This is a genomic window from Candidatus Chloroploca asiatica, from assembly GCF_002532075.1.
Taxonomy (GTDB): Bacteria; Chloroflexota; Chloroflexia; order Chloroflexales; family Chloroflexaceae; genus Chloroploca; species Chloroploca asiatica.
Map to the genome: position 1 here is coordinate 207,608 of NZ_LYXE01000090.1, position 26,137 is coordinate 233,744.

Genomic DNA, 26,137 nt, shown 5'->3' on the forward strand with positions numbered 1-26,137 from the left:
GTGACTCCTACGGCAACATCTGCGATCCCGTTGCTGCCAAGCACGGCACGGGATCAGCAAGAAGCTTGACGAAACGTGTCTGGCCTTTCTCTACCGGCGCAAGGCTGACTGGGGTCACCAGGATGCACCGATCCGCTTTGTTGCGAGCCTGCTTGTAGATGGTGGCATACGGGATACCGTCTTCGACATAGAAACCGCACAATTCGCCATTGTCACGCGCTCCGTTCGTACGCCCTACCAGCGCCCACCCATCTTTCACGGCACCATCGTAGTCGCCAAGCCCGGCTGCTTCAATGTTGCGCTCGATCCAGACGCGTGCCCCCTGCTGCCGCGCACGGTAGAGGATCTGGTTGACAACCCAGGTCTGTTGCGCCGGAGTCTCATCAACCAGGCCATCAGACGTGATCGCACGTACTTCAAAGAGGTAACTACCGTTGGCAAGTCCCTGGTAACGTATCGGGCTGACACATGGCGCAAAGCTCGCCGGTTCATCTTGCTTGCTCAAGCGGCACTCGAAGCGCAACGCGTCTGCTCCACTTCCGCTAAAGCTTATGGTTGCAACCGAATCGCTGATCGTCTCGCTCGGGCCGCTGAGGATCATGGTGTCGAGTGCTATGCCGCCCTCGATCGTCAGGCTGCCCGTTGCAGTCGCAGGCAGATAACGAGCCTCATTTTCGGTGAGCAGACCGGTGGGGCCGGGTACAAGCAGATAGGTGACGGCAAACGGGTAGGTGCCTGGGGCAAGCGGTGGCACGGCAAAGCTCGCAACCCCGGTGGGGCCAGTCAACCCCGTGATCACCTGGTCACCAACATTCAGGTAGAGCCGCGCTCCTCTGATCCCTCCGTTGGTATCAGTGAGCGTTGCCGTGATCCGTGACGGATCGCCAGGCTCGACCCTGGCGGTTAACACCGGTTGTTGTTTCGCTACATCAAGGCTGGCCTCAATCCGAGTTGGCTGCAGCGCAAGGCTACCCCCAAAGGTCGCGCCGACAACCTGTTGGCCCGTGCTAAACATCACGAGGGTGAAGGTGGCTTCGCCGACGCTATTTGTGGGCACCGTAACCGTCTGTGCCCCAATGCTCAAGCTGATGGGCTGATCCGCCAGGTTGACGGCACCGTTGGCACTCAACCGAGCTATAAAGGTTGCGGGCTGACCGAAAGTTGCGCCCACAGGGACTTCCAGGTTGAGACTCGTTGCGACTGCATTCGCGGGCGTTGTTGGTACGGGCGGCGGCGGTGGCTCAATAACGGCTCCATTCACAAAACCACCAGCCTGAAAATAGAGGCCCAGATTGGTGTTCATCGCCGTCAAACCCGCCGCATTCACGGCCTGCACAAAGAAGGCGAAACCCTCTGTGCCTTCGGGAAGCAGATAACTGCCCTCCCAGTCCGACGGATCAGCCTCGCCGGGGCCAAGTTGCATTGATTGCCACTGACCGGCGAGCGGGCCACGTGCGGCTGTAAAGGTGACCCAAACTTCGCGCATCGGGACACCGCCGCCATTGGCTGAAATCTCGAAATCCACGCGGTCGTCATCACGGCTAAAGATCACAACGGGGATCGCCGGTGCTCCGGCCAAGGCCGGATTGAACCCGTTGGCATCAACCGCTGTCTGATCACTATAAAAGAGGCGGAAGTCCGATGCACCATCGTAGTAGCGCAGCGTGCCCTCGATCTGATCGGGATTCGCCAGGAATTGCGCCGGAGTTAGTTGCAGACGAGTGCGCTCGCCGCCTGTGATCCCGATCAGTTCACCAATCCGATTGATCGTCCACCACTGTTCAGGATAGAACGCCTCGGTGGGGAAGGTGATATGCACGCCACGCAATTCGGTTGCCGGAGCGCCAGTCAATGGCAGCACATTGTACGCCTCGCTGTAGCGGCTGCGCAACAAGATCGCGCCACGCAATTGCTGCCCCTCTTGCCCAACACGATACTGGACAACCGGCAAGACGGGTTCGCCAGGGCGGGCGATGACATCATCGGGTGTTGCCCCACGCACATAGGTCGCCTGCACCGTGGCTCCACTCCCAAGGGTTGTCACGTCCAGCGTCTCGACCGTCAAGTCTGGCCTGACGGTCACCTCGGCAACCTGCACACGGTAGAGTTCGTCTGGGGTGCCAATGGATGTAAAGCTGTCGGGCAACGGTGGCAACGCCTCTGGCCCGAGCCGTGCACCTGGCATATTGATGCGCGTCATCGGCAGGCCAAAGATCGCACTGATCGTCAGGGTCTTTTTGTCAATCCCTCGAATAACAGCCGAGTCGAGCAAGTAACGCTGCTTGGCCAGCACCAGGGCCTCGCCAACCGCTACTTCATCGCCCAGCGGTGACGTTGGGTCACGATCAATGCGAAGTTGGTCAAAGAAGTTTGAGTAGAGCTTTTCGGCAAACTCGATAAACTGGGTATCACCATACTGGTACCCCGTCCCCGCCACCAGGGTTGTTCCCCGGCGAGCAAAGAACTGCGCCCAATCGGGTTGGTCAGTTGCCCCCGGAATCGCCGCACCGTCGGGTGTGTTGTAGCCCGAATGACATCCCGGGCTGACCACCAGTGCGCCAGCCAGTCGCGATGCGCCAAGATTGGCAAGATCGGCAGTCCGGAGCACGGTAGCATAATCAGCGGCTTTGAGTGCACCATCGCTGAAATGACCCGCCAGGTAGAGCAGGTCGTAGTCTCCGTTGCTCAACGCACTACGCAGATCATCGGCGGTCCACGTTCCCGGCAACTGGTAGCTGTCAGTACTCGGCGAAAGCAGGGTTGCCGCAGCCTGATCCGTGCCCAGGCTCAGGCTCTCGGCAATCGCACTCGCCGACTCAAAGTGGAAATCGTATCCGCTCACAAACGAACTTGTCGGCACCACAACGCCATCAGTTGCAAGGTACCGATTCAGCATCGTCATTGCCTCGTTTGCCGTTTCGACCAGTCGGCCAACCGGCAGATCCGGGATCGCCAGGCGCGTCGTGCGGAAACTGACGGTAAAGCGTGCGCCATACTCATCTTGGCCGAGAATATAACCGAGCCGTAACGCTGCTTCGGAGCTACTGTTATTGTCGACGGGTGGCTTGAATTCGCTCTCATTGCCAAGCAACGCTTGATCAGGGTAACGGAAGAAGGGGATGACGTCATCGCCACCAATCAGCACGATATACCGCAGATTCGGATTCAAGGCACGATAGCGGTCGATGAGTGCCTTGATCTCGCCCGCGACGATATTCTTCGCCTCGGGGCAACTGATATTCGCGTCGGCGTTCGCATGTGCTGCCGCAATACGCGCATCCAATCCTACATCAATCAGGACACCGCCAATCTCAGGGCGTGCCATAAATGTGCCAAGCAGCGTTTGCAACTGGGTCAACTCGCTGGCACTGCTGGGTAGTCGACTCAGATCGGTGAGCACCAGGGTCTGATACGCTCCTGCCTGAGCAGCTAACCCATTGATGTCGACAGCAGGCGGCACCACATTCACACAGTTGCTCTCGCTCGTGGCCGCCGTGAGGGTAAAAGGTTGCACAGGATCATAGGCACCATTGCGTCCATAGACGGCAATGTAGATGCGCCCGCGTTCATTGAAGGTGTTGAGCGCCAGCGTGCGTGGCAGCGTTCCTTCAATATCAGTATATGCAAGCAAGCCACTGTCAACCACAATGCTTGCCAGGTCTGAGGCTTTGAAGGGTGAGGCTTTGAAGGGCGACGCCTTAAACGGCGAGGCTTTGAAGGGTGACGCCTTGAAGGGTGACGCCTTGAAGGGCGAGGCTTTGAAGGGTGACGCCTTAAACGGCGAAACAACCGCCTCGGCCAACAGATTCGGCTGAAAGGCGTCTGGGGCAAAAGCCAGGCTGGTGAAAGCCTCTGGGCTATAGAGCTCGGGAGCCAGCGTATTGGTAATAAAGTTGCTCGCCTCAATCGCTGTATAGTCAATCTGGGTCTGGGCAAGCGCAAGCGTTGTGGTCAAATCGTTCGTCGCAGCCGCAAGGATCTCTTCGGCGCGCGCATTGAGATCATTAAAAAGGGCCACATCATAGCCTGCAGGCAGGTTCGTCAGGTTGACCACCAGACGGCTGAGTGGCTCCACTTCCACATAGTACCAGCGCACCTGCTCAGCAAGGGCTAGTTGCTGACTTGCACTCGAATTGGCCCTACCGAGCGGCAGCGCTTGGTACCAGACGGTATTGTCAGGCCCAACCGGGGCGCATGTTGCCAATGCCGAGCTATTGCCCGCACTATCGGTTGCCGTTGCCGTAACAAAGCTCCCTATGCCAGTCGCAAGAGTACGTGTCATTGGCACGGTACCATCTTCGTCGGTGACAACCTCGAAGGTGTCGAGCAAGGTACGAGCCTCGGCATTGCCCCCGGCAGCACAAAATTCACCCCCAAAGAGCTGTACGGTGTACGTCATATTGCCCGTACCGGTCAACAGCCACCCTTGTACATTTGCCTGTCCTGCTACCGGAAAGTCAGGGATCGCCGTGGTAATCGTTGGGGCACGTTGATCGTTATTCGCCCCATTGCGCAAAACAACGCTGCTGCCGTTGTTGTAGATGCGATTGCCAAAGATACGATTCGCATTCGTGGTGGCTCCTTCAATCAGGATCGCCTGCTCTCCATGCCCGGCAATCACATTGCCGGCCCCGTTGGCCAGACCGCCAATCGTATTATTATTGGCCCCACCATTGAGCCAGATGCCGAGGTTGCCCGAGCCAAAGGTATTCACAACCGCATTGCCCGTGACATTGACGCCGATATGGTTGCCCTCGATCCGGTTGCCGGATCCACTGGGTGCTGCCACATCAATGCCGTACGCAGTGTACCCCCCGATCACGTTGCATGCCCCGCTACAAACCCCGCCCGGCGTGACCCCGGTTGTGCCACCAATCAGGTTATTGCTGCCCGTCACGAGCATCGCCACCCCATTAATGCCAAGCGATGCCGTCCCTGTCGCATTCGTCCCCAGATAATTGCCCTGTATGACATTATTGCTGGATGCGGCGACCCGGATCTGCTCGAAGTCATTGCCGGCGATCAGGTTGCGTTGACTCGCCAGGACACCGCCGATGAGATTGTTGTCTGAACCATTGAGGAAGATCCCGATCTGGCCGTTGCCCTGATCAAGCGAACCGCTCGCATCAGTGCCTATCATGTTGCACTGAAAGCTATTGTTGCTTCCATCAACAAAAATACCATGGGCCTGAAAGCGGTTGATCACAAGTCCACGCACAGTGCTGCCACTTGCGTTTTCAGCCAGGATAAGGCCGAAGGAAGCCCCCGGAGCGCCGCTCAATTCGATCGTCAGCGTTGGCGGCCAGGTTGCACAACTTGCCCCCGGTTGCGTCAGGCCATCAAGCATGACCGGTGCGGTGATTGGTGGAAGATCAGTGTCCAGGGCAATCGTCTGCACGCCTGTCCCCGGAAGGGCAAAGCTGATCGTATCTAATTCTGGTGTCTCGTTCGCATCGAGAATTGCCTGCCGCAGCGAGCCAGGGCCACTGTCGTTGATATTCGTTACAACAAGCAGGTCATCAAACTCGATTGCACCAAGATCACAGGCACCATCAGACGCACGGACAACACCACGCTGATCGGTCGGCGCACAGGTCGCCAGATCGCCAGCGTTGCGCGCCGGGCTCGTACGATCGAGGCTGTAAAAAAGTCCGGATGGGTCAAGGGCCAGGCCAGGATTCGCCTCGCTAAACCCAGGGCAACTGCCGCCAGGTCCTTCAAGATTCGTCCCACTCTCAGGACTCAAGGCTTCGATTGAGCAGTTTGGCCGAAAGAAGCTGGTATGACCAGTGATGATCGAATTATTGATCGTAAAGACCGCCAGGGCCGAGCTTCCATAGATGCCACCGCCCTCGCTGATTTCTCCTGACACAATATTGTCAGCGATCGTGACATTGTTGAGCGTGATCGTACCACTCGTGGCAAAGATGCCACCCCCATAGCTCTCGTAGCCAATGGCTTCGTTCCTGCTAATGGTTGAATTCTCGATCACCAACGCCCCCGCAGCGTGTGCAATCGCACCGCCATGCGCTGTGGAAACATTATTGATCAGGGCACTCTGGCGAAGGCTTGCCGTGCCATAGTTGCTGAGGGCACCCCCGTTCCGTTCGCCTTCGCCTTCCCAACTATACCCGGCCTCGTTATCACGTAACACCACGTTCGCCAAGGTGAGGGTGCCAAAGTTCAAGATCGCCCCACCCTCACCAAGGCCGGAATGTCCGTTCGTTAGAGTCAGATCACGCAAGGTAAGATCTGCGCCAAGTGCAACTTCAAAGAAGCGGAAATCGGCCTCGCTATTGAGTCTCCGCTCGAAGGTTGCCCCATTGCCTTCAATGATCAATGGCCCACCAGCAGCAGTGACCACCGGCAAGCCATTCAAACCATCTTCTGTGCTGATATATTCCACATCAAACTGATAGATGCAAGCATCTGTCAATTGAAGCGTATCCGGCTCTGGCGAATTCGTTGCTGTTGCCACAGCCTCAAGCAAAGCATTCGTATCACATGCGACCACAAACGTCTCGGCATAGGCTGACTGTTGCAGATTGCCAAAACTTGCCGCAAGCACGACCACGATGACACTACAAAGCAAAGCGAACCGCAACACCATAGCCTGTTGCTGTGCAATGAAGGCCATTTTACCTTCTCCCAGAGATATGCCCTTTGATCACCCGCCTAGTGGATCGTCTTCTTATTATATTGATATGGCCCAAGCACAACCTGACAAAAGAATTATTTGTGCAAAAAATAACAAGATTGTCATCCAAAGAAGCCCGCGTGGGGAGGTTCGGAGGAGCGGGTTTCACTGGCATACTCCTCTGCGCTCCCCTACACCGGCTTGCTCCTAGCTCTCAGGCGTTGATTTATCCCCGGCCTTATTCTCGGCTACGTTGGCACGCATCGCTCTGGCCTGTTGCTGCAGGCGCCGGAAATAGTCATTCTCGGTAATCTCGGCGACCTGGTTTTGCTGGCGTGTACGATCAATTTCGATCCGCAATTCCTGAACCTCACGACGCAGGTTCTGCTCACGGGCAATGACTTCGTCGGCCATCTTCTGAAACGTACGTGCCAATTGCCCCAGAGCATCCTCGCGACGCACAACGTCGGCCAGACTCGCGGGGGTATAACGGCCATCATTGATCGCCTGCGCGGCTTCGGTAATAATGCGTACCTGACTGATATACGCATAGTCTTCGATCACATCGCGCACCCGACTGCGCAAATGCCGGGTCAACACATGGATAATCCCACGCGCCACGCCGCTATGATTCTCGATTAAATCATAGAGCACCTCTTGCCGCAGACAGAGCAACTCGGTGGCTTGCGTCGCCGTCACCGAAGCACTGCGCGGCTCGGCATCAAGCACCGCCATTTCGCCGACAACCTCACCCGGCCCCAGTTCATTGAAGGTCAGAGCATCATCATGAATCCGCACCCCTCCCGAAATAATGACATAGAGGCTATCACCGACATCACCCTTCTGGAAGAGCAATTGACCTTCGCCAAGGCGCACCGACTCTAGCGCCGCTGCTATTGTTGGAAGCGCATCCGCATAGGCACCATCAAAAAAACGCACTGCCTCTAACAACCTGATCCGTTGGCTAAGAGCGTCCAAGGTTGATTTATCTCCGGGTGTGTTGTTCATAAACTGACCAGCATTGACATCTATCGAGCGGCACTATAGCATAGCACGATAAAGAACCCGTTGGCAAGCATATGCCGCAACGTTGACCCAGGAGTTTCAGCCATGAACCAACCCGTCGTTCGTCTCTATCTGTTCGATACCGGCTCGTGCCATGCCTCACTGCATCAGGCCTTACGTGGTGCCCCTCCCGAACCCATCGCATTTCACGCCCTTGCGGCCCTGATCGAGCACCCCCGGTATGGTTGGATCCTCTGGGATACCGGCTATGCGCCGCGCCTCTTTGAGGCGTTGCGTCCCTGGCCTTTTCTGCTCTACCCACGCCTCATGCCGTTGGCAATTGAACCGCACCTGGCCCTTGCGACCCAACTCCAACGACGCGGGATTGATCCCGCCGAAATTGGCTATGTGGTGGTGTCCCACTTTCACTTTGATCATATCAGCGGCCTGCGTGATTTCCCCCAGGCAACTATTGTCGCTGACGCTGATGCGCTCGATAGTGTAATTGGGCTAGCTGGATTCGCAGCACTACGGCGAGCATTTACCCCGGCCCTACTGCCCGATGATTTTGGGCAACGCGTGCAACCTGTGTACCACTTCAACGATGCTCCACTGCCCCCCTTTGGAGCGACCCACGACCTCTTTGGTGACCAGACGCTGCGTCTGGTGCGGCTCCCAGGCCACGCCTGCGGGCAGATGGGCCTCTTGCTGCAAACCGACACTGGCCCCGTTTTCCTCATTGCTGACGGTGCATGGCTGACCCGTTCGATTGAGGAACAACGCGGCCCCGGTCTCTTTGGCTATCTCATTGCCGACAATGCCCATCTGGTCGATCAAACCCTGGCAAACTTGCACACCTTTGCCCGCGCTAACCCCTCTGTAACCCTGATCCCCACCCATTGCCCTACCAGCTATGCCCGCATTCAATCTGCTGCTTCGAACTGAGGCCTACGACCAAGCCCCCACGCTTCTGGTGGGTTTGGCCAGGACAAATACATGCAACCGAAGGTGACCGCAATCGTCTATGCCCAAGCCCCCACGCTTCTGGTGGGTTTGGCCAGGACAAATACATGCAACCGAAGGTGACCGCAATCGTCTACGACCAAGCCCCCACGCTTCTGGTGGGTTTGGCCAGGACAAATACATGCAACCGAAGGTGACCGCAATCGTCTATGCCCAAGCCCCCACGCTTCTGGTGGGTTTGGCCAGGACAAATACATGCAACCGAAGGTGACCGCAATCGTCTACGACCAAGCCCCCACGCTTCTGGTGGGTTTGGTCGGCAAAGCCGACCAAACCCACCAGAAACAAAGTTGACCCACGCCCCTGCACCATGCTATACTAGCCCTTGTCTTGATGATTGCTTTTGTATCCTTGTTCTAGCAATAAAGAAGGTGCCGTATGGCCCAGACACGTCTGGTCATTGCCGATGATGAGTCAATCATTCGCATGAACCTGAAAGAGACTCTCGTGGGTCTTGGCTATCTTGTCGTCGGAGAGGCTGGTGATGGTGGCAGTGTCGTCCATCTGGCACGTGAGTTGCAGCCTGACCTGGTGCTCATGGATATTAAGATGCCCAAGCTGGATGGGATCCAGGCTGCCAAGATTTTGACCGAAGAGAAAATCGCGCCCGTCCTGCTCTTGACGGCCTACTCTGATCGCGATCTGGTCGAACGCGCCAAAGAGGCTGGCGTGGTCAATTATGTGGTCAAGCCCTTCCGTGAGGCTGAGTTACTACCGGCGATCGAGATCGCCATGGCGCGCTATCAAGAGTTTCTTGAGATGGATCGCGAGATTTCCGATCTTAAGGAGACCCTTGATACACGGAAATTGGTCGAACGAGCCAAGGGGATTCTGATGGATTCCCAGGGTCTCAAAGAGGCGGAAGCCTTTCGCAAGATCCAGCAACTCTCGATGAATACGCGCAAGTCGATGAAAGAGATCGCGCAGGCCATTATTCTGGCCAACGAGATCTAGGTCTTCTGTGTCCGAAGAGCCTCAGCCCTCTGCGGAGTCATTAGCACCGCCAGAATCTGCTGTGCGGTCGTGGATCAGGGCTGCATTGCCGTTTGTTGTAACGGCAATCGCAGCCGTTTTTGTCAGCCTTGCGTTCCAGGTATGGCTCTTTGCACCAACGTCAGTGACTCCCCCCTCGGTTGCACAACCTGCCACCGAGGTACAGCCTCCGCCAGCAACCACACCGTTGCCAACACCTGTGCCTCTAGCAACACCTGCGCCGACGATGGTTGATGAGAGTGCCCTTCGCCTCGATATTCTTGATCTCCAGGCTGAACAACGACGCCTCTGGAGCGTGATCTATCTCCTGCGCGCCGTCGCGCAGATCGATGATGTGCTTGCCGCCTTGCAGGCGAATGATCTGGATGAAGCCGACCGCACCCTGATGCTGGTCTATCGTTCACTTGATCGGGCTTATGCCGTTAGCGCCGAGCAGGACAAAGGCCCGATCGATTCGTTCCGCCTCCAGATCAGCCAACTCCGCGACGAACTCCGCCTCCGCCCCGAAGGCAGTGACCGGCGCCTCCGCCAGATCCGACGCCTCATCCTCAGCCTCGTCGAAGCCTGACATCCTTAGCCCGTCGCTTTTTCGGGTGCCCCATCAAAATCAACAAAACGATACCCAACGCCGCGCTCGGTGAGGATATAGCGTGGATTGGCCGGATCTTTTTCCAGTTTCTGCCGCAAATAGGTAATGTAGAGGCGCAGATAGTGGTTTTCGTCGCGGTATTCTGGCCCCCAAACCTTCGACAGCAACATTTCGTGCGTCTGAACATAACCAGCGTGTTGCACCAGATGGTAGAGCAGGCGATATTCAGTTGGGCGCAAATTGACCCGTTCACCTTCGACAAGCACCTCACGACGGGCAAAGTCAATGCTCAGGCGTTCATCAACCTGTACCAGCGTCTGTGGCACCGGAGGCGTAGCATAGTGACGGCGCAGCACGGCCCGAATCCGGCTCACGAGTTCACGATGGCTAAAAGGTTTGCCCACATAATCATCAGCCCCCAGCTCTAACCCGCGAATGCGATCTTCTTCGTCGTCCTTAGCCGTTAGGACAATGACCGGTACCTGCGTGAATTGACGAATACGGCGCAGGGCCTCGAAGCCATCGAGTACCGGCATCATAATATCGAGCAGGATAATATCTGGCATTGTCTCACGAACCTGATCAACGGCCTCGCGGCCATTCGAGGCCGTTGCGACACGCATCCCCTCGAGTTCAAGATTCATCCGCATAAAACTGACCATTCGCGGCTCATCATCAACAACCAGCACCAGTTTGTCTTTGAGCTCTGACATACAGCGATCCTGTCCTTCTAGCCGACGTTCACACCAGGTACAAGCTATGCTATCATAGAGCAATGCAAGTTCTGATCACTAACCTTCTTCTCCTCACAATCGCGGGCGGTATTGGGTATCTGGTTGCTCAGGGGCGACCAGAGTGGTTCGGGCCAGAGTCTCGTCAGCGCCTCTTCTTTATGGGCTGGATTATTGCCCTGTTGCTTGCCGGTGCCCTCCGCGCAGCAGCGATCGTCTATGGACCAGCGTCAATGTTTGCCCTGTTAAGCATCGGCGGTGGGTTTGCCCTCGGTGTCTGGCTCGGCCTCCGCGGATTGAGTTCCGAGCGCCCCCGTCGGCGCTGAGTTCGCTTACGTGCGCCATAGCAAGGCGCGTCGAATGATGGGAAGCCGGAGGGCAAGCAAGGCGAGCAGGATGATCCCGAAGATCACAGGCTCACGGATGACCTTCGCTAGCCACAGATAGTGCAAGACGGCAAGGATGGCCGCCAGGTAGACGAGGCGGTGTAAACGCCGCCACCAGCGCCCGAGTCTCCGCATCGCTGCCCCGTTGGACGTCAGGGCAAGCGGAACAAGGAGCAAAAAGGCGGCCATCCCTGCCAGAATGTACCGTTTTTCACGTATCGCCTGGCTGATCAAGTCAAGATCAAGGCTGTAATCCACGACCACAAACAGGAAGAGGTGCAGCACGATATAGCCAAAGCTGTAGAGGCCGAGGGGCTTGCGTGCTGCCATGATCCATTTCCACCCAAAGAGCAGATTGAGCGGTGTACAGGCTAACGAGGCAATAAGCAGCACGAGAGCCGGCTTGCCTGTGCGCAGGATGAGCTCTTGGATCGGGTTGACACTCAAGCGCCCCGTGATGGCATCAAAAAAGATGAGCCCAAGCGGCAAGAGTGCCGCGATCGTCACGATGAGATCAAGGATCTGGCGTTTGATGAATATACGTTTTCGCTTAATAATTCACCCGCAAATCAAGATCTTGGTACAACGCTACAACCTGATCTTCATAGCCATTGAACATCAAAGTCGGTCGACGGCCCTGCTCACCAATGCGACGTTCACTGGCCTGTGACCAGCGCGGGTGAGTCACGTCGGGATTGACATTGGCGTAGAAACCGTACTCATTGGGGGCCAGCGCCATCCAGAGCGAGGTTGGCATCGTGTCGACCAGTTCGATCTTGACGATCGCCTTGATGCTCTTGAAGCCGTATTTCCAGGGTACGACAAGCCGCACGGGAGCACCATTCTGAACGGTCAGGGGCTGACCATACAACCCGGTGGCAAGGAGGGTCAAATCGTGCATCGCTTCATCAAGGCGCAGCCCCTCCACATACGGCCACGGATAAAAGCGATCCTTCTGCCCTGGCATCTCTTCCGGACGATAGACCGTCTCGAAGCGCACATACTTCGCCTCAGGGCGCGGTTCAACGAGCGTGAGGAGGCGATGCAGGGGGAACCCAAGCCACGGGATGACCATTGACCAGGCCTCCACACAACGCAATCGATAGATACGTTCTTCTTGCTCAAACGCAAGCAGATCCTCCAACCCAAAGACGCGCGGCTTGTTGACCAACCCACCAACTTCGAGTTCCCATGGTGATGTCTGGAAATTGGCAGCTAAGCGGGCGACCCCCTGTTTGTTCGTCGTAAACTCGTAATAGTTATTGTAGGTCGTAATCGCTTCAAAACTATTCACAGGCGCACCCAGTTCATCCGTCAGTCCAGCAGCCTCTTGCTCAAGAACTTCAGGCGGAACATATGTACCACCACCACACGCCGCCAGCAAGGCTGCCGCACTCAACGCGCCAGCAGCCCCGAGCAACGCCCGACGCGACAGATACAAACCCTCGGGCGTGAGCTCCGAGGACGGAATTTTCTGCACACCCCCTCCATCTCCAGATAGCTTAGAGTACGCCCACTGTACTATTATCGCCGATCAACAACCGATACGCTTTCGGCTTGAGTGGACTACGTGTCACCGTCACATTGCGCCCGATCAGGCTATCCTCAATGCGTGCTGGCATACCACGGATCGTGCTATGTTCCAGCACAATGCTATGTTCGACCTCACTATCTTCGATCAGACAGTGATGATAAATGGACGTAAAAGGCCCGACATAGGCATTCAAAATCCGAGTCTGTTCACCAATAATGGCCGGACCACGGATGGTTGAATTAATAATCTCGGCCCCAGCCTCGACTATCACCTTGCCAATCAGATTCGAGTCGCGGTCAACATATCCATGGACAACGGGCTGCATCTCCTCGAGCACGAGGCGATTGGCTTCAAGCATATCGTCTTTCTTCCCAGTATCGATCCACCAGCCATCGTGGATATAGGGAAAGACCTGATAGCCCGACGTAATGAGCCACTGAATAGCATCAGTAATCTCGAGTTCGCCACGCAGCGAGGGCGTAATGCTATGCACGGCCTCAAAGATGTGGTGGTCAAACATATAGACCCCGACCAGGGCCAGATCGCTCTGGGGATCACGGGGCTTTTCAACCAGGCGATCGATCCGTCCATTTTCGTCCAATTCAGCGACGCCAAACGACCGCGGATCAGCCACCTGTTTGAGCACCACCTGGGCATTGAAATCGCTATGTCCAAATTGTTGGATCAAGGGGCTAATGCCGCCCTGGATACAGTTATCACCGAGGAACATCACAAAGCGATCATCGCCAATAAAATCGTGACTAATCTTGACCGCGTGAGCCAGACCGAGGGGTGCATCCTGCTCGATATAGGTAATCTGCACACCCCAGCGGCGTCCATTGCCAACAGCCGCCCTGATCTCATCGCCGGTATCACCAATCACGATCCCAATATCCCTGATCCCGGCATCCCTGATCGCCTCAATCACACGAAAGAGAACCGGTTTATTGCCAACAGGAACGAGCTGTTTGGCACTCGTATAGGTAATCGGGCGAAGGCGCGTTCCCTTGCCTCCACTCAGCACGAGCCCTTTCATGCAACAACCTTTCCATAACCACGGCCATAACCCATGCTTCTATTGTACCAGTATCCGCGTATTGCATGTACACGAGGTTACAACCGCATGATGCTTGTTAGGTAACCTGTTGATAGATGCAAAAGAGGCCAGCAATGCTGGCCTCTTTTGCATCTATCAGGATCTTCAGGGCGGTAGCCCACCCCATCATCTAACGATAGGGACGGATAGCACCAACAAATGTATTCTGCCAGTAGCTACTCCAGATACTTGAAGCCTGCACGCCATAGCTGGGGGTCATCGCATGAACCATCCGGCCACCGCCGAGATAGATCGCCACGTGAGTAATGCCACGACGCCCACCGGTATTCGCAAAGAACATCAAGTCGCCGGGGGCCAGGCTGCCCATACTGCCGATCATCGCACCATAGCGTGTGCTGTACTGACCGGCAGCACTATGAGGCAGATTAACCCCAAACTGGCGATAGACATAGCTGGTCAGGCCACTGCAATCAAAGCCCCGGGGGCTGCTGCCACCCCAGACATACCGCGAACCAATAAACTGCACCGCATAGCTTGCAACATCGCCACTGGCAGGCACACTAACCGGAGCACCGCCACCGCCACTGCTACGCGTCTGCGCCACCGTCGTACGCACAGGCAGCGCCGGGATATCATTGGTAACGGGCACACGACGAACCGCCATTGGCGACACCCGCAACAGATCCGAGAAGATCCAGGCACGGGTTCCATTTTCGAGTTCAACCCGGTACCAATCTTTATGGCGGGCCAGCAACTTCACGTTACTATCGGCATTGATCGAACCAACGCGATCATACGCTGAACCAGGACCGCGGCGCAGGTTCACGCGATTTTCCAGCACCATGCCGACCAGAGGAGGATTGGGATCAGGAATGGAAGAGGCAATTGGAATGCGCTCGATCACCCCATCAACAATATTCAGGAACTCTGACGTGACCCAGCCATACTGAGAACCATACTCAACCAGGAACCACTCCTCGTACCGTTGGATGAGGGTCAACTCCTGACCGGCAGTCATCTTGGCCATACTCACATAGTTGACCCCGGGGCCATCACGCAGGTTCAGACTTTCTTCACGCACCACCCCAATTTTGGGCGGCGGGGGCGGTGGGATAACGTCAGCAGGAACCTGATTAAGCGTATAGACAACGGCCTCAGGAATATTCACCAGTTCAGCCGAGACCCAGTAGAGGGATCCTTCGCCGACACGACGAATCTGGAGCCACTCTTCAAAGCGGGCGACAACCTCAATTTCGGTACCAACCTGAACACGATCAACATCATCATAGGCCAGGCCAGGGCCATTGCGCAGCCGCACCGTATCTCCCGCAATCGTAGCGGGCACAATCAACGGGGCAAGCAATTCGGTGCGCGAAGAGAGTGAAATAGGTACCGGCAGCGCATCGTGCTCATCAAGAGGAGGATCACCGACCAGCGGTACACCCTCTTCGATCTGCAGGGCAACCGACCCAAAGGCAGATTCACCCGGCAAAATGAGCGCATTCGCTGCGGGAGCAGGAGCAACGGGAACTGTGGTTGGCAACTGACTCAGCAGCAGGGCCAGAGGGATCATCAACGCAACGATTGCGTGGAGAATAAAGCGTGTCGGAAGATAGGAAACCCAGGTACGGGGATGGAGAAAGGCTATGATGCCTCTGGAACGAAGACCGGCGAAAGGGTGACTCTGCTGACGGTAGCGATCATGGCGTCTCGACGCTTGTTGTTGCAGATGTTCAGTGCTACTACGCAGGTCTGAAGAAGGCTGATTGCGATTAAGCTCGATCATGGAGCAATATACCTCACTTGTAATCCATACGGCGCATATGCGCAGGTCTTATGCCCACAACACAATCGGGGTGCCTTTGCGCCTTCACTGGCTATCAGGAACGGGAAGCCTGAATATAACACAGGTCTGCACACCCTACAAGTATCAGAGCCGTATCAGGTATTAAGTGGGTTGTTACCGTGCTGCGAAGGTGATCGGCTTTGAGTTTGCTACCCCACATCCGCTTTCATCGCACATGCAAGCGTGACTTATGTGGGGAGGCTACACAATCACTGTGCGCCAAAATGGTAAATCTAAGTTTAAGATATGTCACGCATTCTGTCAATAGTACCTGTGATCCAGTCGTTTTTGTGCATTAGAATGCCAAATAGTCTGCGTAGCCGTTTGTACAAGACAGGATTAGTGTCAAGACTTTTACGACTACGCATCAATGAGCCAGGTCTACAGGTAGCGGCAATGAGCCGTTCTCAGTCACATACCACTAGTCTGAGCGATCGCTGATATGCTGCTGCGTAAGCTGATAATCATTGTCAGTTACTCGCTGACGGTTTGAGGTCTACGGACTGTGACTATAGTACTATCTCAGCGCAGCGTTGGGTTCAGCATTGCCCCCCTAAACGCTATGTGCTGGGGCCGGCAGCCTCAACCCTCGCTTATTACCAGACAATCAACATCATCGGGACGATCAGCACTGCAGCGATCATAAGCAAAAAGACGAGCAATTTGAGTTGTTCAGCGGTGCGACGGTTGCCTAGTTCCTGACAGACAGCGGGGTCATAGGGAACATTTGGCAACTCGCCCAGCAAAACCTCACCAAGTGCCCCAGGATTCGTGAAGAGGGTCTGAACAAAGGTTGTGATCAACTGACGGGTGGTGATGAGGGGTGGTGCCCAATACGCATGTTCAGGGCTGATTGGTTTACCCGTTAAGGCGCAATGGAGTTCACCCTTGATAACGGTGGGCGAAGGGCCAGATGATGAGGTGGTAACCGGTACAGACATTGTCTTGTTCCTCCTGCGCATTGGGTGAGATGCAAGCTGTTCTGCCGACGCTAGGCAATGCGCCGCACAAAACGCTCGATCCTTTCAAGCGCAATTTCGATCTTTTCCATGGACGTTGCATAACATGCACGAACATACCCCGTCCCACTGGGGCCAAAGGCATCGCCAGGGATGACCGCGACATGCTCTTCTGTGAGCAGCCGATCACAAAATTGCTCACTTGTCATCCCAAGGTGTCCAACAAAGGGGAACGCATAAAAGGCCCCCTGTGGTTCAAAGGTCTTGAGGCCAATGGTATTCAGCCCGTCCACAATCACGCGGCGACGCCGATCATATTCAGCGACCATTGCCTGCACACTTGCTTCCCCATGGCGCAGCGCTTCGATCCCTGCATACTGGCTCATCGTCGGGGCCGACATGATGGCATACTGATGAACTTTGCGGACAGCGGCCGTGATCTCTTCGGGGGCGGCCATCCAACCCAGGCGCCAACCCGTCATTGCATAGGCTTTCGAGAAACCACCGAACAAGACGGTCCGGTCGCGCATCCCTGGCAAGGAAGCAAAACAGGTATGCTCGACCCCATAGACAAGCCGGTCATAGATTTCGTCCGAAAGGACGAGCAGATCGTGGCGGTTGGCAACGTCGGCAATTTCACGCATTCGTTCTGGTGAAAGCACCGCCCCGGTCGGATTGTTGGGGTAGCCAATCATAATGGCCTTGGTCCGTGGGGTGATTGCAGCTTCAAGTGCCGCCCCGGTTACCTGGAAACATTCTTCGACGCGGGTGGGCACATAGACAGGACGCGCATCAGCCAGTTGCACACTAGCCATATAAGCCACAAAACATGGCTCGGGCATCAAAACTTCATCGCCAGGGTCAAAGAGCGCAAGCGCCGCCGCCGCCATTGCTTCGCTCACGCCAACGGTCATGAGGAGGTCGTGTTCAGCATCATACATGACGTTGTAGCGCTGCTTCAAATGCTCCACAACGGCTTCACGGAGTTCGTACAGCCCCGAGTTTGACGTGTAGGCGGTTGTCTGATCAATTGACCGTTGTCCGGCCTGACGTATCGCCTCGGGCGTCATAAAATCTGGTTCACCAACCCCCAATGAGATCACATCGGGCATGGTGGCTGCAATATCAAAAAAGCGTCGAATGCCAGAGGGAGGAATGCCGCGGACACGACGCGAGATACGCTCGGAGGACATGGAAAACTCCTGACACTTGGCTGCACCAACTCTTGTTGTGTGGTGCAAGCTTATCTTACCACGCTGATCGATCCACATTAATACCAGGGTCTCGCCCTAGCGATTCCCGCGTTCACGCCCATACGCGATGATTTCATCCAGGAACCGCGAGGGTTTCAGTTGTTGCCCGCGATTCCGCCCCGGTGTCCACGAAAGATAGAGGCGCTCGCCAGCACGCGTCAGGGCTACATAACAGAGCCGCCGCTCTTCTTCAATCCCGTCGCTACTCCCCATACTCCGCTCGTGAGGGAGGGTCTTCTCTTCGAGCCCAGTGACAAAGACAAAGGGCCACTCGAGGCCTTTCGCCGCATGGATCGTGAGCAACTGCACCTGATCACGGTCTTCGTCGCCGGTGTCGGCTGAGGTAAGCAGGGCGATCTCTTGCAGCAACGAACGCAGATCAGTATGCTCTTCGGCTGCCAGCATCAGTTCTTGCAAGTGCGCACGCGCCTCGGGTAGTTCTTCGGGGCTGAACCGTTGTTCCAGGGCCGTCATATAGCCGCTCTGCTCGAGCACATCGGCCAGCAAGTGATCCGGTGGGGTTGTCCCCTCGGCCATGCGTTGCCAGCGGGCAAAGAGGCTCGCGAGCCGGCGCGCTCCCTCGGCAGCTTTGGGGGACAGGCTCTTCTGCGCTTCAGGATGGCTCAGACTTGCAACCAGACTCAGCCCCGCATGCCTGGCAACGTCAGTTAACCGTGCCAGCGCCTGTGCGCCAAGCCCTCGCGGGGGGACATTGGCGATCCGATTGAAACTGAGGTTGTCAGCAGGATTATTGATGACCCGCAAGAAGGCCAGTGCATCACGAATAACGGCCCGATCATAGAAGCCGACACTGCCCCGCACCGCGTAGGACAGGCGGGCATGGCGCAAGGCGGTTTCAAGTGGACGACTCATATGGCGCGTCCGATAGAGAATCGCCATCTCACGAAGCGGACGACCCTGCTGCTGCAACTCGCTGATTGTCCGTGCAATCTGTTCGGCCTCTTCACGGCCATTCTTGGCCTCGTTGATCAAGAGGCAACGATCCCCAGGCAGCACCTTGCGGGCCGCCTGGAGGTTCATCGGGGCCACGCTGCGGCTATGCCGAATGACGGCATAGGCGGCATCAAGGATCGGCTGACGCGAACGATAATTGGTCTGAAGTTCGATCACCTGCGCTTCAGGGAAGTCGTGGGCAAAGCGGGTGATGATGCTATGATCAGCATTGCGGAAACCATAAATGCTCTGCATCCCATCGCCCACTACAAAGAGCGAGCGCGTCTGCGCATTGGCACCCCCAGGCCGTGTGAGTAACTCAACGAGCGCATGCTGACTCGGGTCAGTATCCTGATATTCATCAACCAGCACATGGCGCCAGCGGGCCTGGCATGCTTCAAGTACGTCGTGGTGTTCGTGCCATAGCCGATGGGTCAGCAGAATAAGATCGTCAAAATCAAGGGCATTGGCCTGTTCAAGCGCACGCTGATAGCGGCGATAACATCCAGCGACAAAACGGTCAACCGGGTCGGGGCTCAAGCGTGCCATCAAGCGTGGCGTAAGCATCCGGCTCTTGGCGCGCGAGATGCGCCGCAGTACCTCATCGGCTTCAATCAACACAGGAGGACGTTCGGTTGTGTTGGCAAGGGCATCGGTGGCGAGTTGAAGTTGTTCATCGGCGGCATAAATCGAAAAAGCCCCGGTATAACTCCCAATACGTCCGCCAATTTCCTCGCGCAGCAACCGCGCACAGACAGCGTGAAAGGTTCCGGTCATCAGACCACGTACCCCTCGCCCGAGTTGCTGGCGTAGGCGCTCGCGCATCTCTTTCGCCGCTTTATTGGTAAAGGTCAGCGCCAGGATTGCGTCGGGCTTCACACGGTGCTGTTCGATCAGATACGCAATCCGCAAGGTCAACACGCGGGTCTTGCCACTCCCTGCCCCTGCCCGCACCAGCACCGGGCCAATGGGGGCCGTAATCGCCGCACGTTGCGCCTCATTTACGTTACTCAGAGCATCCATAGAAATATGTTACGTGTAGCCTCCAGATACCTGTTCAGTCGCACGTATCCCGCATCAGTTGGGGAAATGACTGATAACACCGCATCTTACCACACCTCGCCTGTGTGAATGATCGTGTAGGGTGAGTGGTATAGGGCGATTGCATCATACGAAACCGGATAAAAATACACTCTATCAGGGCACCCGCAAGGGGTGCCCCTACAGGTCGTCCGGGCCGTCGTGGTGGTGTGCGCGGCCCTGGCGCAACCCGGCGGGGCCGAGCCGGGTGTACGGGCACCCCTTGCGGGTGCCCTGGTGGGGTGCATGCACGGAAGATGCAATCGCCCTGGTGAATGGTATACTTGTCCTTGCGGTGGCAGGATGTAAAGGAACGATGCAAAGCTTATGATCGCATCATTGCGGGGAACGCTCACTCAGCTTGGGGCCGATCACCTGGTCCTTGAGACGGGAGGGGTTGGCTATCTCGTCTATGTGCCACGTACGGTGCTGGGGAACGTGGGCTCGCCTGGCGAGACGCTGTTTCTCTATACCTTGCTACTGGTGCGCGAAGATAGTATGACTCTGTATGGGTTTGTGACGGTCGAACAGCGCCAACTGTTCGAGTTATTCCTGACCGTGGCCGGGGTTGGGCCAAAAGTAGCCTTGAATCTCTTGGCAACCGGGGATCTTGATGCGCTTCGGGTCGCGATTGTTCAGGGCGACACCACCACGCTGGCGCGCGTGCCGGGGATTGGCAAGAAGACTGCCGAGCGCCTTTCGCTCGAACTCAAGGGCAAAATTGAGCTCAAAGGGTTGCCGACGACCCCTGGGGTACCGCCGGCAGTCGCCGCGCTCAATACGGAACTAGCCGAACTCCTCACGAGTCTCGGCTATACGCAGGCCGAGGCGGCAGCAGCCCTGGCCACCATCCCGGCTGATGCATCCACTGAGCTTGAAGAGCGGCTACGCCTGGCTCTGCGTTATTTTGGTAGTGCCTGACGAGACAGACGCACAGTTGGTCACCCCTGATGAACGAGAGCGACCCATTCGCCTTCAACATGGCGTTCGCGCAGGTGCAGGCCCGCCGCTGCGAGTGCCGACGTGACCTCTGCTTCGCGGGTGTTGATGATGCCACTGCTGATCAAGATGCCGCCGGGTTCCAGGTTCGCCGCGAGATCATCAGCAAGCGTGATCAGCACCCGGGCGATCAGGTTGGCAACGATCAACGCGAACGTGTGCGGAGCCTCACCAGGCACCGCCGGTTGAGGCGGCACCTCCTCACCAAAATCGCCACTCAGCCAGTGTCCCATGCGCCGTCCCGCGCCAAGGCTGCCCTCAGCCACCTCAACAACCTTATGAACCCCATTGTGGGCTACATTTTCAGCGGCAACCTGAACGGCAACAGGGTCGTTATCAAGCGCAAACACTGGCCGGGCACCGAGTTTGGCTGCGGCAATCGCCAGGATGCCTGAACCGGTACCCAAGTCGAGGGTTCGCATACCCGGTTGCACATACTGCTCGAGGAGGCTCAGGCAAAGGCGCGTTGTCGGATGAAGGCCCGTGCCAAACGCCATGCCAGGATCGAGGCGCAGAACAACGTCGTCGGGGCGAGCTTCATACTCCAGCCACGAAGGGACAATCACGGTACGCGCACCAATATGCATGACCGTGTAGTGCTCTTTCCAGGCATTAGCCCAGTCCTCTTCAGCGAGCGTACGCACCTGGAGTGGGCCGACCGGGCGCATATGGCCCAAATACCAGAGGGCCTGCTCGATGCGTTGACGCGCCTCTTCGGACTGTGCATCGAGGGGCAGATAGGTACGCAAGACCGACGGGCGGCTCGGATCGTAGCGAAACTCCGGCCCCTCGTCGCCTGGTGTCCAGGATGGTTCAACCACCACCCCGCCATTGTAGCCATAGCGAGCCAGCACTTCGGCGACTGACTCGACCGCCTCTTGATCAACCTCAACCGAACACTCCAACCATGCCGTCATACAGACTACCCTATCTTCCACCGTGTCCCCTGGGGACCATCTTCGAGTGTAATGCCAAGTTCGGCGAGCCGGATGCGCACGTGATCAGCCAGAGCGTACTGCTTCGATAGGCGCAACTCGGCGCGTAACTCGATCAGCAACTGGATAAACGGAGCGATATCCTGGTTACGTTCACGCTGCGACGGATCGAGGCGCAGGCCCAGCACCCCAGCAAGTTCACGCAGCGCAGCCTGAGCGTCAGCAAATGGTGGGCCACCCACGCCCGCGTCACGGGCGCTATTGATCGCCCGTACCAGATCAAAGAGCGAAGCGACTGCCCCGGCAGTATTGAAGTCCTGATCCATCACCCTGGTAAAGAACGCCTGCGTTGTGATCACGGCACTGGCGAGATCCGCCACGAACTCTCCGGTCTCCACGGAACCTACCGATGGTTGCAAGGCCGACAACAGGCGTTCGAGCTTACGGGCGTTATCGTTAGCAACGGCGGTATTATACGTCAACGGACTACGATAGGAACTACTGAGCACAATCAGACGGAGCACATCGGCATCATACTGTTCGAGGAAACTCGCAATGGTCACCACATTGCCGAGCGACTTAGACATCTTCTCGACCTGGCGCGTCACTGGATTAACGAGTTGCAACATCCCATTATGCACCCAGAAGCGGGCAAACTGCTTATCAGTCAGACTCTCGCTCTGCGCAATCTCATTCTCGTGATGAGGAAAGACGAGATCGCTGCCACCGCCGTGAATATCCATCTGTTCACCAAGGTGTTTCATGCACATCGCCGAGCATTCGATATGCCAGCCCGGGCGGCCTTCGCCCCACGGACTCTGCCATGCCGGTTCACCAGGGCGAGCCGCTTTCCAAAGCGCAAAATCAGCGGGCGACTCTTTGCGCGGATCAACCTCAAAGCGCGTTCCGGTGAACATATCAGCCAGCGAGCGTCCCGAGAGTTTGCCGTAATCTTCGTCCTTGTGAACGCGAAAATAGACATCACCCTCGGCAGGATAGGCATACCCCTTGTCGATCAACCCCTCAACAAACGCCCGGATCTCAGGAATCGTCTGACTGACCCGAGGATACGCCGTTGCGGGCAACACATTGAGGGCCTGCAACTGGGCGAGGAACTCTTCGGCAAGTTGAGCCGACAGGTGCAACGGATCGATCCCTATTGTCTCGGCGCGAGCAATGATCTTATCGTCCACATCAGTAAAATTGACGATATGGCGCACTGTGTAGCCACGATACTCAAGATAGCGGCGGATCACGTCAAAGACAATAGCCGACATCGCATGACCGATATGAGCGTCGTCATACGGAGTCACCCCACAGACATACATCCGCACGACACCTGGCTCAATTGTCTCCAGGGGCTCGATCTTGCGGGTGAGCGAGTTATAGAGCATGATCGTCATCTTAGATTCCCCCACCCTGACTATATTCGCCATCGGCAACGCCATTGCGATATTCTTCTTCTTCCAGGATACACCAGAGGCTATCGGGTAGCGCATCGTAGGTCAGATGGTGCTCGAGATGATGGACGTGGGTCACCTCTTCAAGGTCACAGAGGCGCATTTCGAGTTCCATGATCTTAGCACGTAAGCCGCGGAGCATCTCGCCTTCAGGGTCGGGCAAGCTCTCGACGCGACGGGTTTCGCCGGTGGCGGGGTCACGGGTCGCCACGATGCGGGCAGGCACACCAATCGCGGTGGCATGAGCGGGGACATCCTTCACCACCACCGCGCCCCCACCGACACGGGCACCTTCACCGACCGTAATCGCCCCAAGCACACTTGCGCCAACGCCAACAACAACCTTATCAGCAAGGGTCGGGTGACGTTTCCCCTGCTGTTTACCGGTACCACCAAGGGTAACGCCCTGATAAAGCATCACATCATTGCCAATCTCGGTGGTTTCGCCAATCACGACACCCATCCCGTGATCGATGAAAAAACCGCTCCCGATACGCGCACCGGGATGGATCTCGATGCCCGTAAGAAAGCGTGCATACTGCGAGATCAAGCGTGGTAAAAAGGGTGTTTTGCGCCGCCAGAGGGCGTGGGCCAAGCGGTGCAAGACAATCGCGTGCAGCCCAGGATAGAGCAACACCTCGGCGAGATTGCGGGCAGCCGGATCATTACGAAAGATCGCACGGATATCATCACGCAAGACGCGCAGCAAAGAATACGTAGCCATTTTCCCTCCCGTTGGGTAAACTTCCGACGAAGACGAGCGACGGAACAGCGCATCAGGGGCACTGTGACCGACAGTGCCCCTGGCTACACCAGCACCCAAAACGGAAAGACAGGCTGAGCGCATCCATGCGAAAAAAGCGCGATAGTGTGCTACCGCGCAATAATGAAAATGGTGGTAAACCCTGGTGAACGAAGCACCCAGGGGGGGACTGCCACCTACTGGGTCGTGGTATCAGACGAAGTCGTGGTCGCTGCACCACTATCGGTCTTCTCGGTTGTCGGAACCGCATCAGCCTTCTCATCAGTCTTTTTGACAGCATCGGCACCAACCGTGCTGCTACCTGTCCCGCGGCTGTCGTTGATATACCAGCCTGAGCCCTTGAAGACGATCCCGGCAGGCTGGATCACTCGCCGTACCGTACCACTGCTGCCACAGCGACAGGCAGTCAGGGGCTCATCTTTGAAGCTCTGAAACTGCTCAAACTGTTTGCCACAAGCATCACAGGCATAGACGTAAGTAGGCATAAGTGAAGTACCTCCATCTGATAGTTTAGTCGAAACTCCACGATCAAGGAGGGCCCAGGCCCTCCTCCACACCACATCGTAGTAGATTTGCTACATGGTATTGTACCTGAAGTCGCGTTCCTGTGCAATTAGAACTCTGTTAGAAATCGTGCTTCGCTGGGGCCAAAGCCAGCAATGCTGGCTTTGGCCCCAGCGAAGCACGAGAATTTCCCCTCTTCACAGGCCGCGTATAATAGAAGAGGAAGCAAAGCCGCTACAACCAAAGGATGGTCAGCATGCAGGAGTTTTTCGAATTTGGCCTGGGTGGGCGCGTTCTCTACAAGGCCGGTCTAGCACATGAGCTCGGCCAGGTTGTTGAAGATATCGGGGCAAAACGGGTTTTTGTGGTGGCCGACAAGGGCGTCATTGCAGCTGGCCTGCTGAGCACGGTGCTTGCCGGGCTCGAAGGCAGTGCCGAGGTGGTCGGCGTGCTTGATGATGTGCCACCGAATTCGTCGGTGCGGGTGGTGATGGAGGGGGCCCAGGCCGTGCGTGAGGCCAAGGCTGATGTGCTGATTGCGATTGGTGGGGGGAGCCCAATTGATACAGCCAAGGGCATCCGCATTGTAGCAACGATGGGCGGCGATATCCTCGATTACGAGGGCTACAATGTGTTGACCGAACGCTTGATGCCGCTTATTGCCGTCCCGACCACAGCCGGTACCGGCAGTGAAGTAACGTCGATTGCCGTTATTCTCAATGAAGACGAACACCGCAAGATTATTTATAGTAGCCGCTATATCTATCCCGATCTTGCTGTGCTTGATCCCGAATTAACCCTGACCATGCCGCCTCGTCTGACAGCGGCAACGGGCATGGATGCGCTATCGCATGCGATCGAGACCTTTGTTTCGACCGATAATAATCCGTTCAGTGATAGCCTGGCTCTGGCAGCCATTGACTTGATTGGGACCCACCTTCGTGATGCCGTCAATGATGGCACCAATCTCGAAGCACGGGGCCATATGCTGATTGCAGCATGTATGGCGGGCATTGCCTGTTCGAACAGTTTCTTTGGGGTGATCCACGCGATTTCGCACGCTGTCGGGGCCATGTTCCCGGTGCATCATGGAACACTCAATGCGCTCGTTATGCCCTATGGCATGCAATTCAACAGCGTGGTCGCACCTGAACGGTATGTGCGTATCGCCCATGCAATGGGGGTGAATGCCGGCGGCCGCAGTGACGAAGAGGTCATCACCGATGGCATCAACGCCGTGCGAACGCTCGCGGTTGACTGTGGTTTGCCAACCCGTCTGCGTGATGTTGATGTGCCCGAGTCGGCCTTGCCCGAGCTGGCCGCCCTCTCGGTCGTTGAGCCTGCGATTTTCAATAATCCACGTGTCGCGACCGAAGAGGAGTTGCTTGATCTGCTGCGTGAGATGTGGTAGGTGATCCAGTTGCGGGGC

Annotated in this window: 20 protein-coding genes; 6 read left to right on the forward strand and 14 right to left on the reverse strand. The window is 56.6% G+C overall.

What is annotated here, in order from left to right:
- Nucleotides 1–7 precede the first annotated feature (7 nt).
- Nucleotides 8–6,637: a choice-of-anchor Q domain-containing protein gene (locus A9Q02_RS24240; RefSeq protein WP_172450894.1), complete on the reverse strand. Its 6,630-nt coding sequence runs from the start codon at nt 6,635–6,637 to the stop codon at nt 8–10.
- A 207-nt stretch (nt 6,638–6,844) separates the two neighbouring features.
- Entirely contained in the window at nt 6,845–7,615 is a 771-nt protein-coding gene (locus A9Q02_RS11555; RefSeq protein WP_172450896.1) for a cyclic nucleotide-binding domain-containing protein, read from the reverse strand.
- 132 nt (nt 7,616–7,747) lie between these two features.
- Between A9Q02_RS11555 and A9Q02_RS11560 the strand changes: the two genes are divergently transcribed.
- The 3 genes from A9Q02_RS11560 to A9Q02_RS11570 all read left to right on the forward strand — a co-directional run bounded on the left by A9Q02_RS11560 (nt 7,748) and on the right by A9Q02_RS11570 (nt 10,226).
- Complete coding sequence (locus A9Q02_RS11560; RefSeq protein ID WP_097653235.1) at nt 7,748–8,587, forward strand: MBL fold metallo-hydrolase; 840 nt, start codon at nt 7,748–7,750, stop codon at nt 8,585–8,587.
- A 456-nt stretch (nt 8,588–9,043) separates the two neighbouring features.
- A complete protein-coding gene (locus tag A9Q02_RS11565; RefSeq protein WP_097653236.1) occupies nt 9,044–9,619 on the forward strand; it encodes an ANTAR domain-containing response regulator in 576 nt (191 codons plus the stop codon).
- Nucleotides 9,620–9,704: 85 nt separating this feature from the next.
- A complete protein-coding gene (locus A9Q02_RS11570; protein ID WP_245860506.1) occupies nt 9,705–10,226 on the forward strand; it encodes a hypothetical protein in 522 nt (173 codons plus the stop codon).
- Between the two features lie 5 nt (nt 10,227–10,231).
- Here A9Q02_RS11570 and A9Q02_RS11575 read toward each other — a convergent pair whose 3' ends face one another.
- Nucleotides 10,232–10,960 (reverse strand): response regulator transcription factor, encoded by a 729-nt coding sequence (locus A9Q02_RS11575; protein ID WP_097653237.1) that lies wholly within the window; start codon nt 10,958–10,960, stop codon nt 10,232–10,234.
- A gap of 62 nt (nt 10,961–11,022) precedes the next feature.
- On the opposite strand from A9Q02_RS11575, the gene A9Q02_RS11580 reads away from it, so the two are divergent.
- Entirely contained in the window at nt 11,023–11,304 is a 282-nt protein-coding gene (locus tag A9Q02_RS11580) for a hypothetical protein (RefSeq protein WP_097653238.1), read from the forward strand.
- Between the two features lie 6 nt (nt 11,305–11,310).
- Here A9Q02_RS11580 and A9Q02_RS11585 read toward each other — a convergent pair whose 3' ends face one another.
- The 7 genes from A9Q02_RS11585 to A9Q02_RS11615 form a co-directional block, all read right to left on the reverse strand.
- Nucleotides 11,311–11,871, reverse strand: a complete 561-nt coding sequence (locus tag A9Q02_RS11585; RefSeq protein WP_245860507.1) for a protein-methionine-sulfoxide reductase heme-binding subunit MsrQ — start codon at nt 11,869–11,871, stop codon at nt 11,311–11,313.
- A 43-nt stretch (nt 11,872–11,914) separates the two neighbouring features.
- A complete protein-coding gene (gene msrP / locus A9Q02_RS11590; RefSeq protein WP_097653240.1) occupies nt 11,915–12,844 on the reverse strand; it encodes a protein-methionine-sulfoxide reductase catalytic subunit MsrP in 930 nt (309 codons plus the stop codon).
- Between the two features lie 22 nt (nt 12,845–12,866).
- Nucleotides 12,867–13,934, reverse strand: coding sequence for a glucose-1-phosphate thymidylyltransferase (locus tag A9Q02_RS11595; RefSeq protein ID WP_097653241.1), 1,068 nt, complete (start codon nt 13,932–13,934; stop codon nt 12,867–12,869).
- A 190-nt stretch (nt 13,935–14,124) separates the two neighbouring features.
- Nucleotides 14,125–15,741, reverse strand: coding sequence for a C40 family peptidase (locus tag A9Q02_RS11600; protein ID WP_097653242.1), 1,617 nt, complete (start codon nt 15,739–15,741; stop codon nt 14,125–14,127).
- Nucleotides 15,742–16,397: 656 nt separating this feature from the next.
- Nucleotides 16,398–16,742 carry a hypothetical protein gene (locus tag A9Q02_RS11605; RefSeq protein ID WP_097653243.1) on the reverse strand — a complete coding sequence of 115 codons (345 nt, stop codon included), beginning with the start codon at nt 16,740–16,742 and terminating at the stop codon, nt 16,398–16,400.
- A 50-nt stretch (nt 16,743–16,792) separates the two neighbouring features.
- On the reverse strand, nt 16,793–17,953 hold the full coding sequence (locus tag A9Q02_RS11610) for a pyridoxal phosphate-dependent aminotransferase (protein ID WP_097653244.1): 1,161 nt from the start codon (nt 17,951–17,953) through the stop codon (nt 16,793–16,795).
- Nucleotides 17,954–18,049: 96 nt separating this feature from the next.
- Nucleotides 18,050–19,990 (reverse strand): ATP-dependent helicase, encoded by a 1,941-nt coding sequence (locus A9Q02_RS11615; protein WP_097653245.1) that lies wholly within the window; start codon nt 19,988–19,990, stop codon nt 18,050–18,052.
- A 384-nt stretch (nt 19,991–20,374) separates the two neighbouring features.
- Here A9Q02_RS11615 and ruvA point away from each other — a divergent pair, with 384 nt between their 5' ends.
- Nucleotides 20,375–20,968, forward strand: coding sequence for a Holliday junction branch migration protein RuvA (ruvA, locus tag A9Q02_RS11620; RefSeq protein WP_097653246.1), 594 nt, complete (start codon nt 20,375–20,377; stop codon nt 20,966–20,968).
- A 20-nt stretch (nt 20,969–20,988) separates the two neighbouring features.
- Here ruvA and A9Q02_RS11625 read toward each other — a convergent pair whose 3' ends face one another.
- The 4 genes from A9Q02_RS11625 to A9Q02_RS11640 all read right to left on the reverse strand — a co-directional run bounded on the left by A9Q02_RS11625 (nt 20,989) and on the right by A9Q02_RS11640 (nt 24,689).
- Nucleotides 20,989–21,963 (reverse strand): 50S ribosomal protein L11 methyltransferase, encoded by a 975-nt coding sequence (locus tag A9Q02_RS11625; RefSeq protein WP_097653247.1) that lies wholly within the window; start codon nt 21,961–21,963, stop codon nt 20,989–20,991.
- Between the two features lie 5 nt (nt 21,964–21,968).
- Nucleotides 21,969–23,384, reverse strand: a complete 1,416-nt coding sequence (cysS, locus tag A9Q02_RS11630; protein ID WP_097653248.1) for a cysteine--tRNA ligase — start codon at nt 23,382–23,384, stop codon at nt 21,969–21,971.
- 1 nt (nt 23,385) lies between these two features.
- Nucleotides 23,386–24,165, reverse strand: coding sequence for a serine O-acetyltransferase (cysE, locus tag A9Q02_RS11635; RefSeq protein WP_097653249.1), 780 nt, complete (start codon nt 24,163–24,165; stop codon nt 23,386–23,388).
- 215 nt (nt 24,166–24,380) lie between these two features.
- Nucleotides 24,381–24,689, reverse strand: a complete 309-nt coding sequence (locus tag A9Q02_RS11640; RefSeq protein WP_097653250.1) for an FmdB family zinc ribbon protein — start codon at nt 24,687–24,689, stop codon at nt 24,381–24,383.
- 275 nt (nt 24,690–24,964) lie between these two features.
- Between A9Q02_RS11640 and A9Q02_RS11645 the strand changes: the two genes are divergently transcribed.
- Nucleotides 24,965–26,119 carry an iron-containing alcohol dehydrogenase gene (locus tag A9Q02_RS11645; protein ID WP_097653251.1) on the forward strand — a complete coding sequence of 385 codons (1,155 nt, stop codon included), beginning with the start codon at nt 24,965–24,967 and terminating at the stop codon, nt 26,117–26,119.
- Nucleotides 26,120–26,137 lie beyond the last annotated feature (18 nt).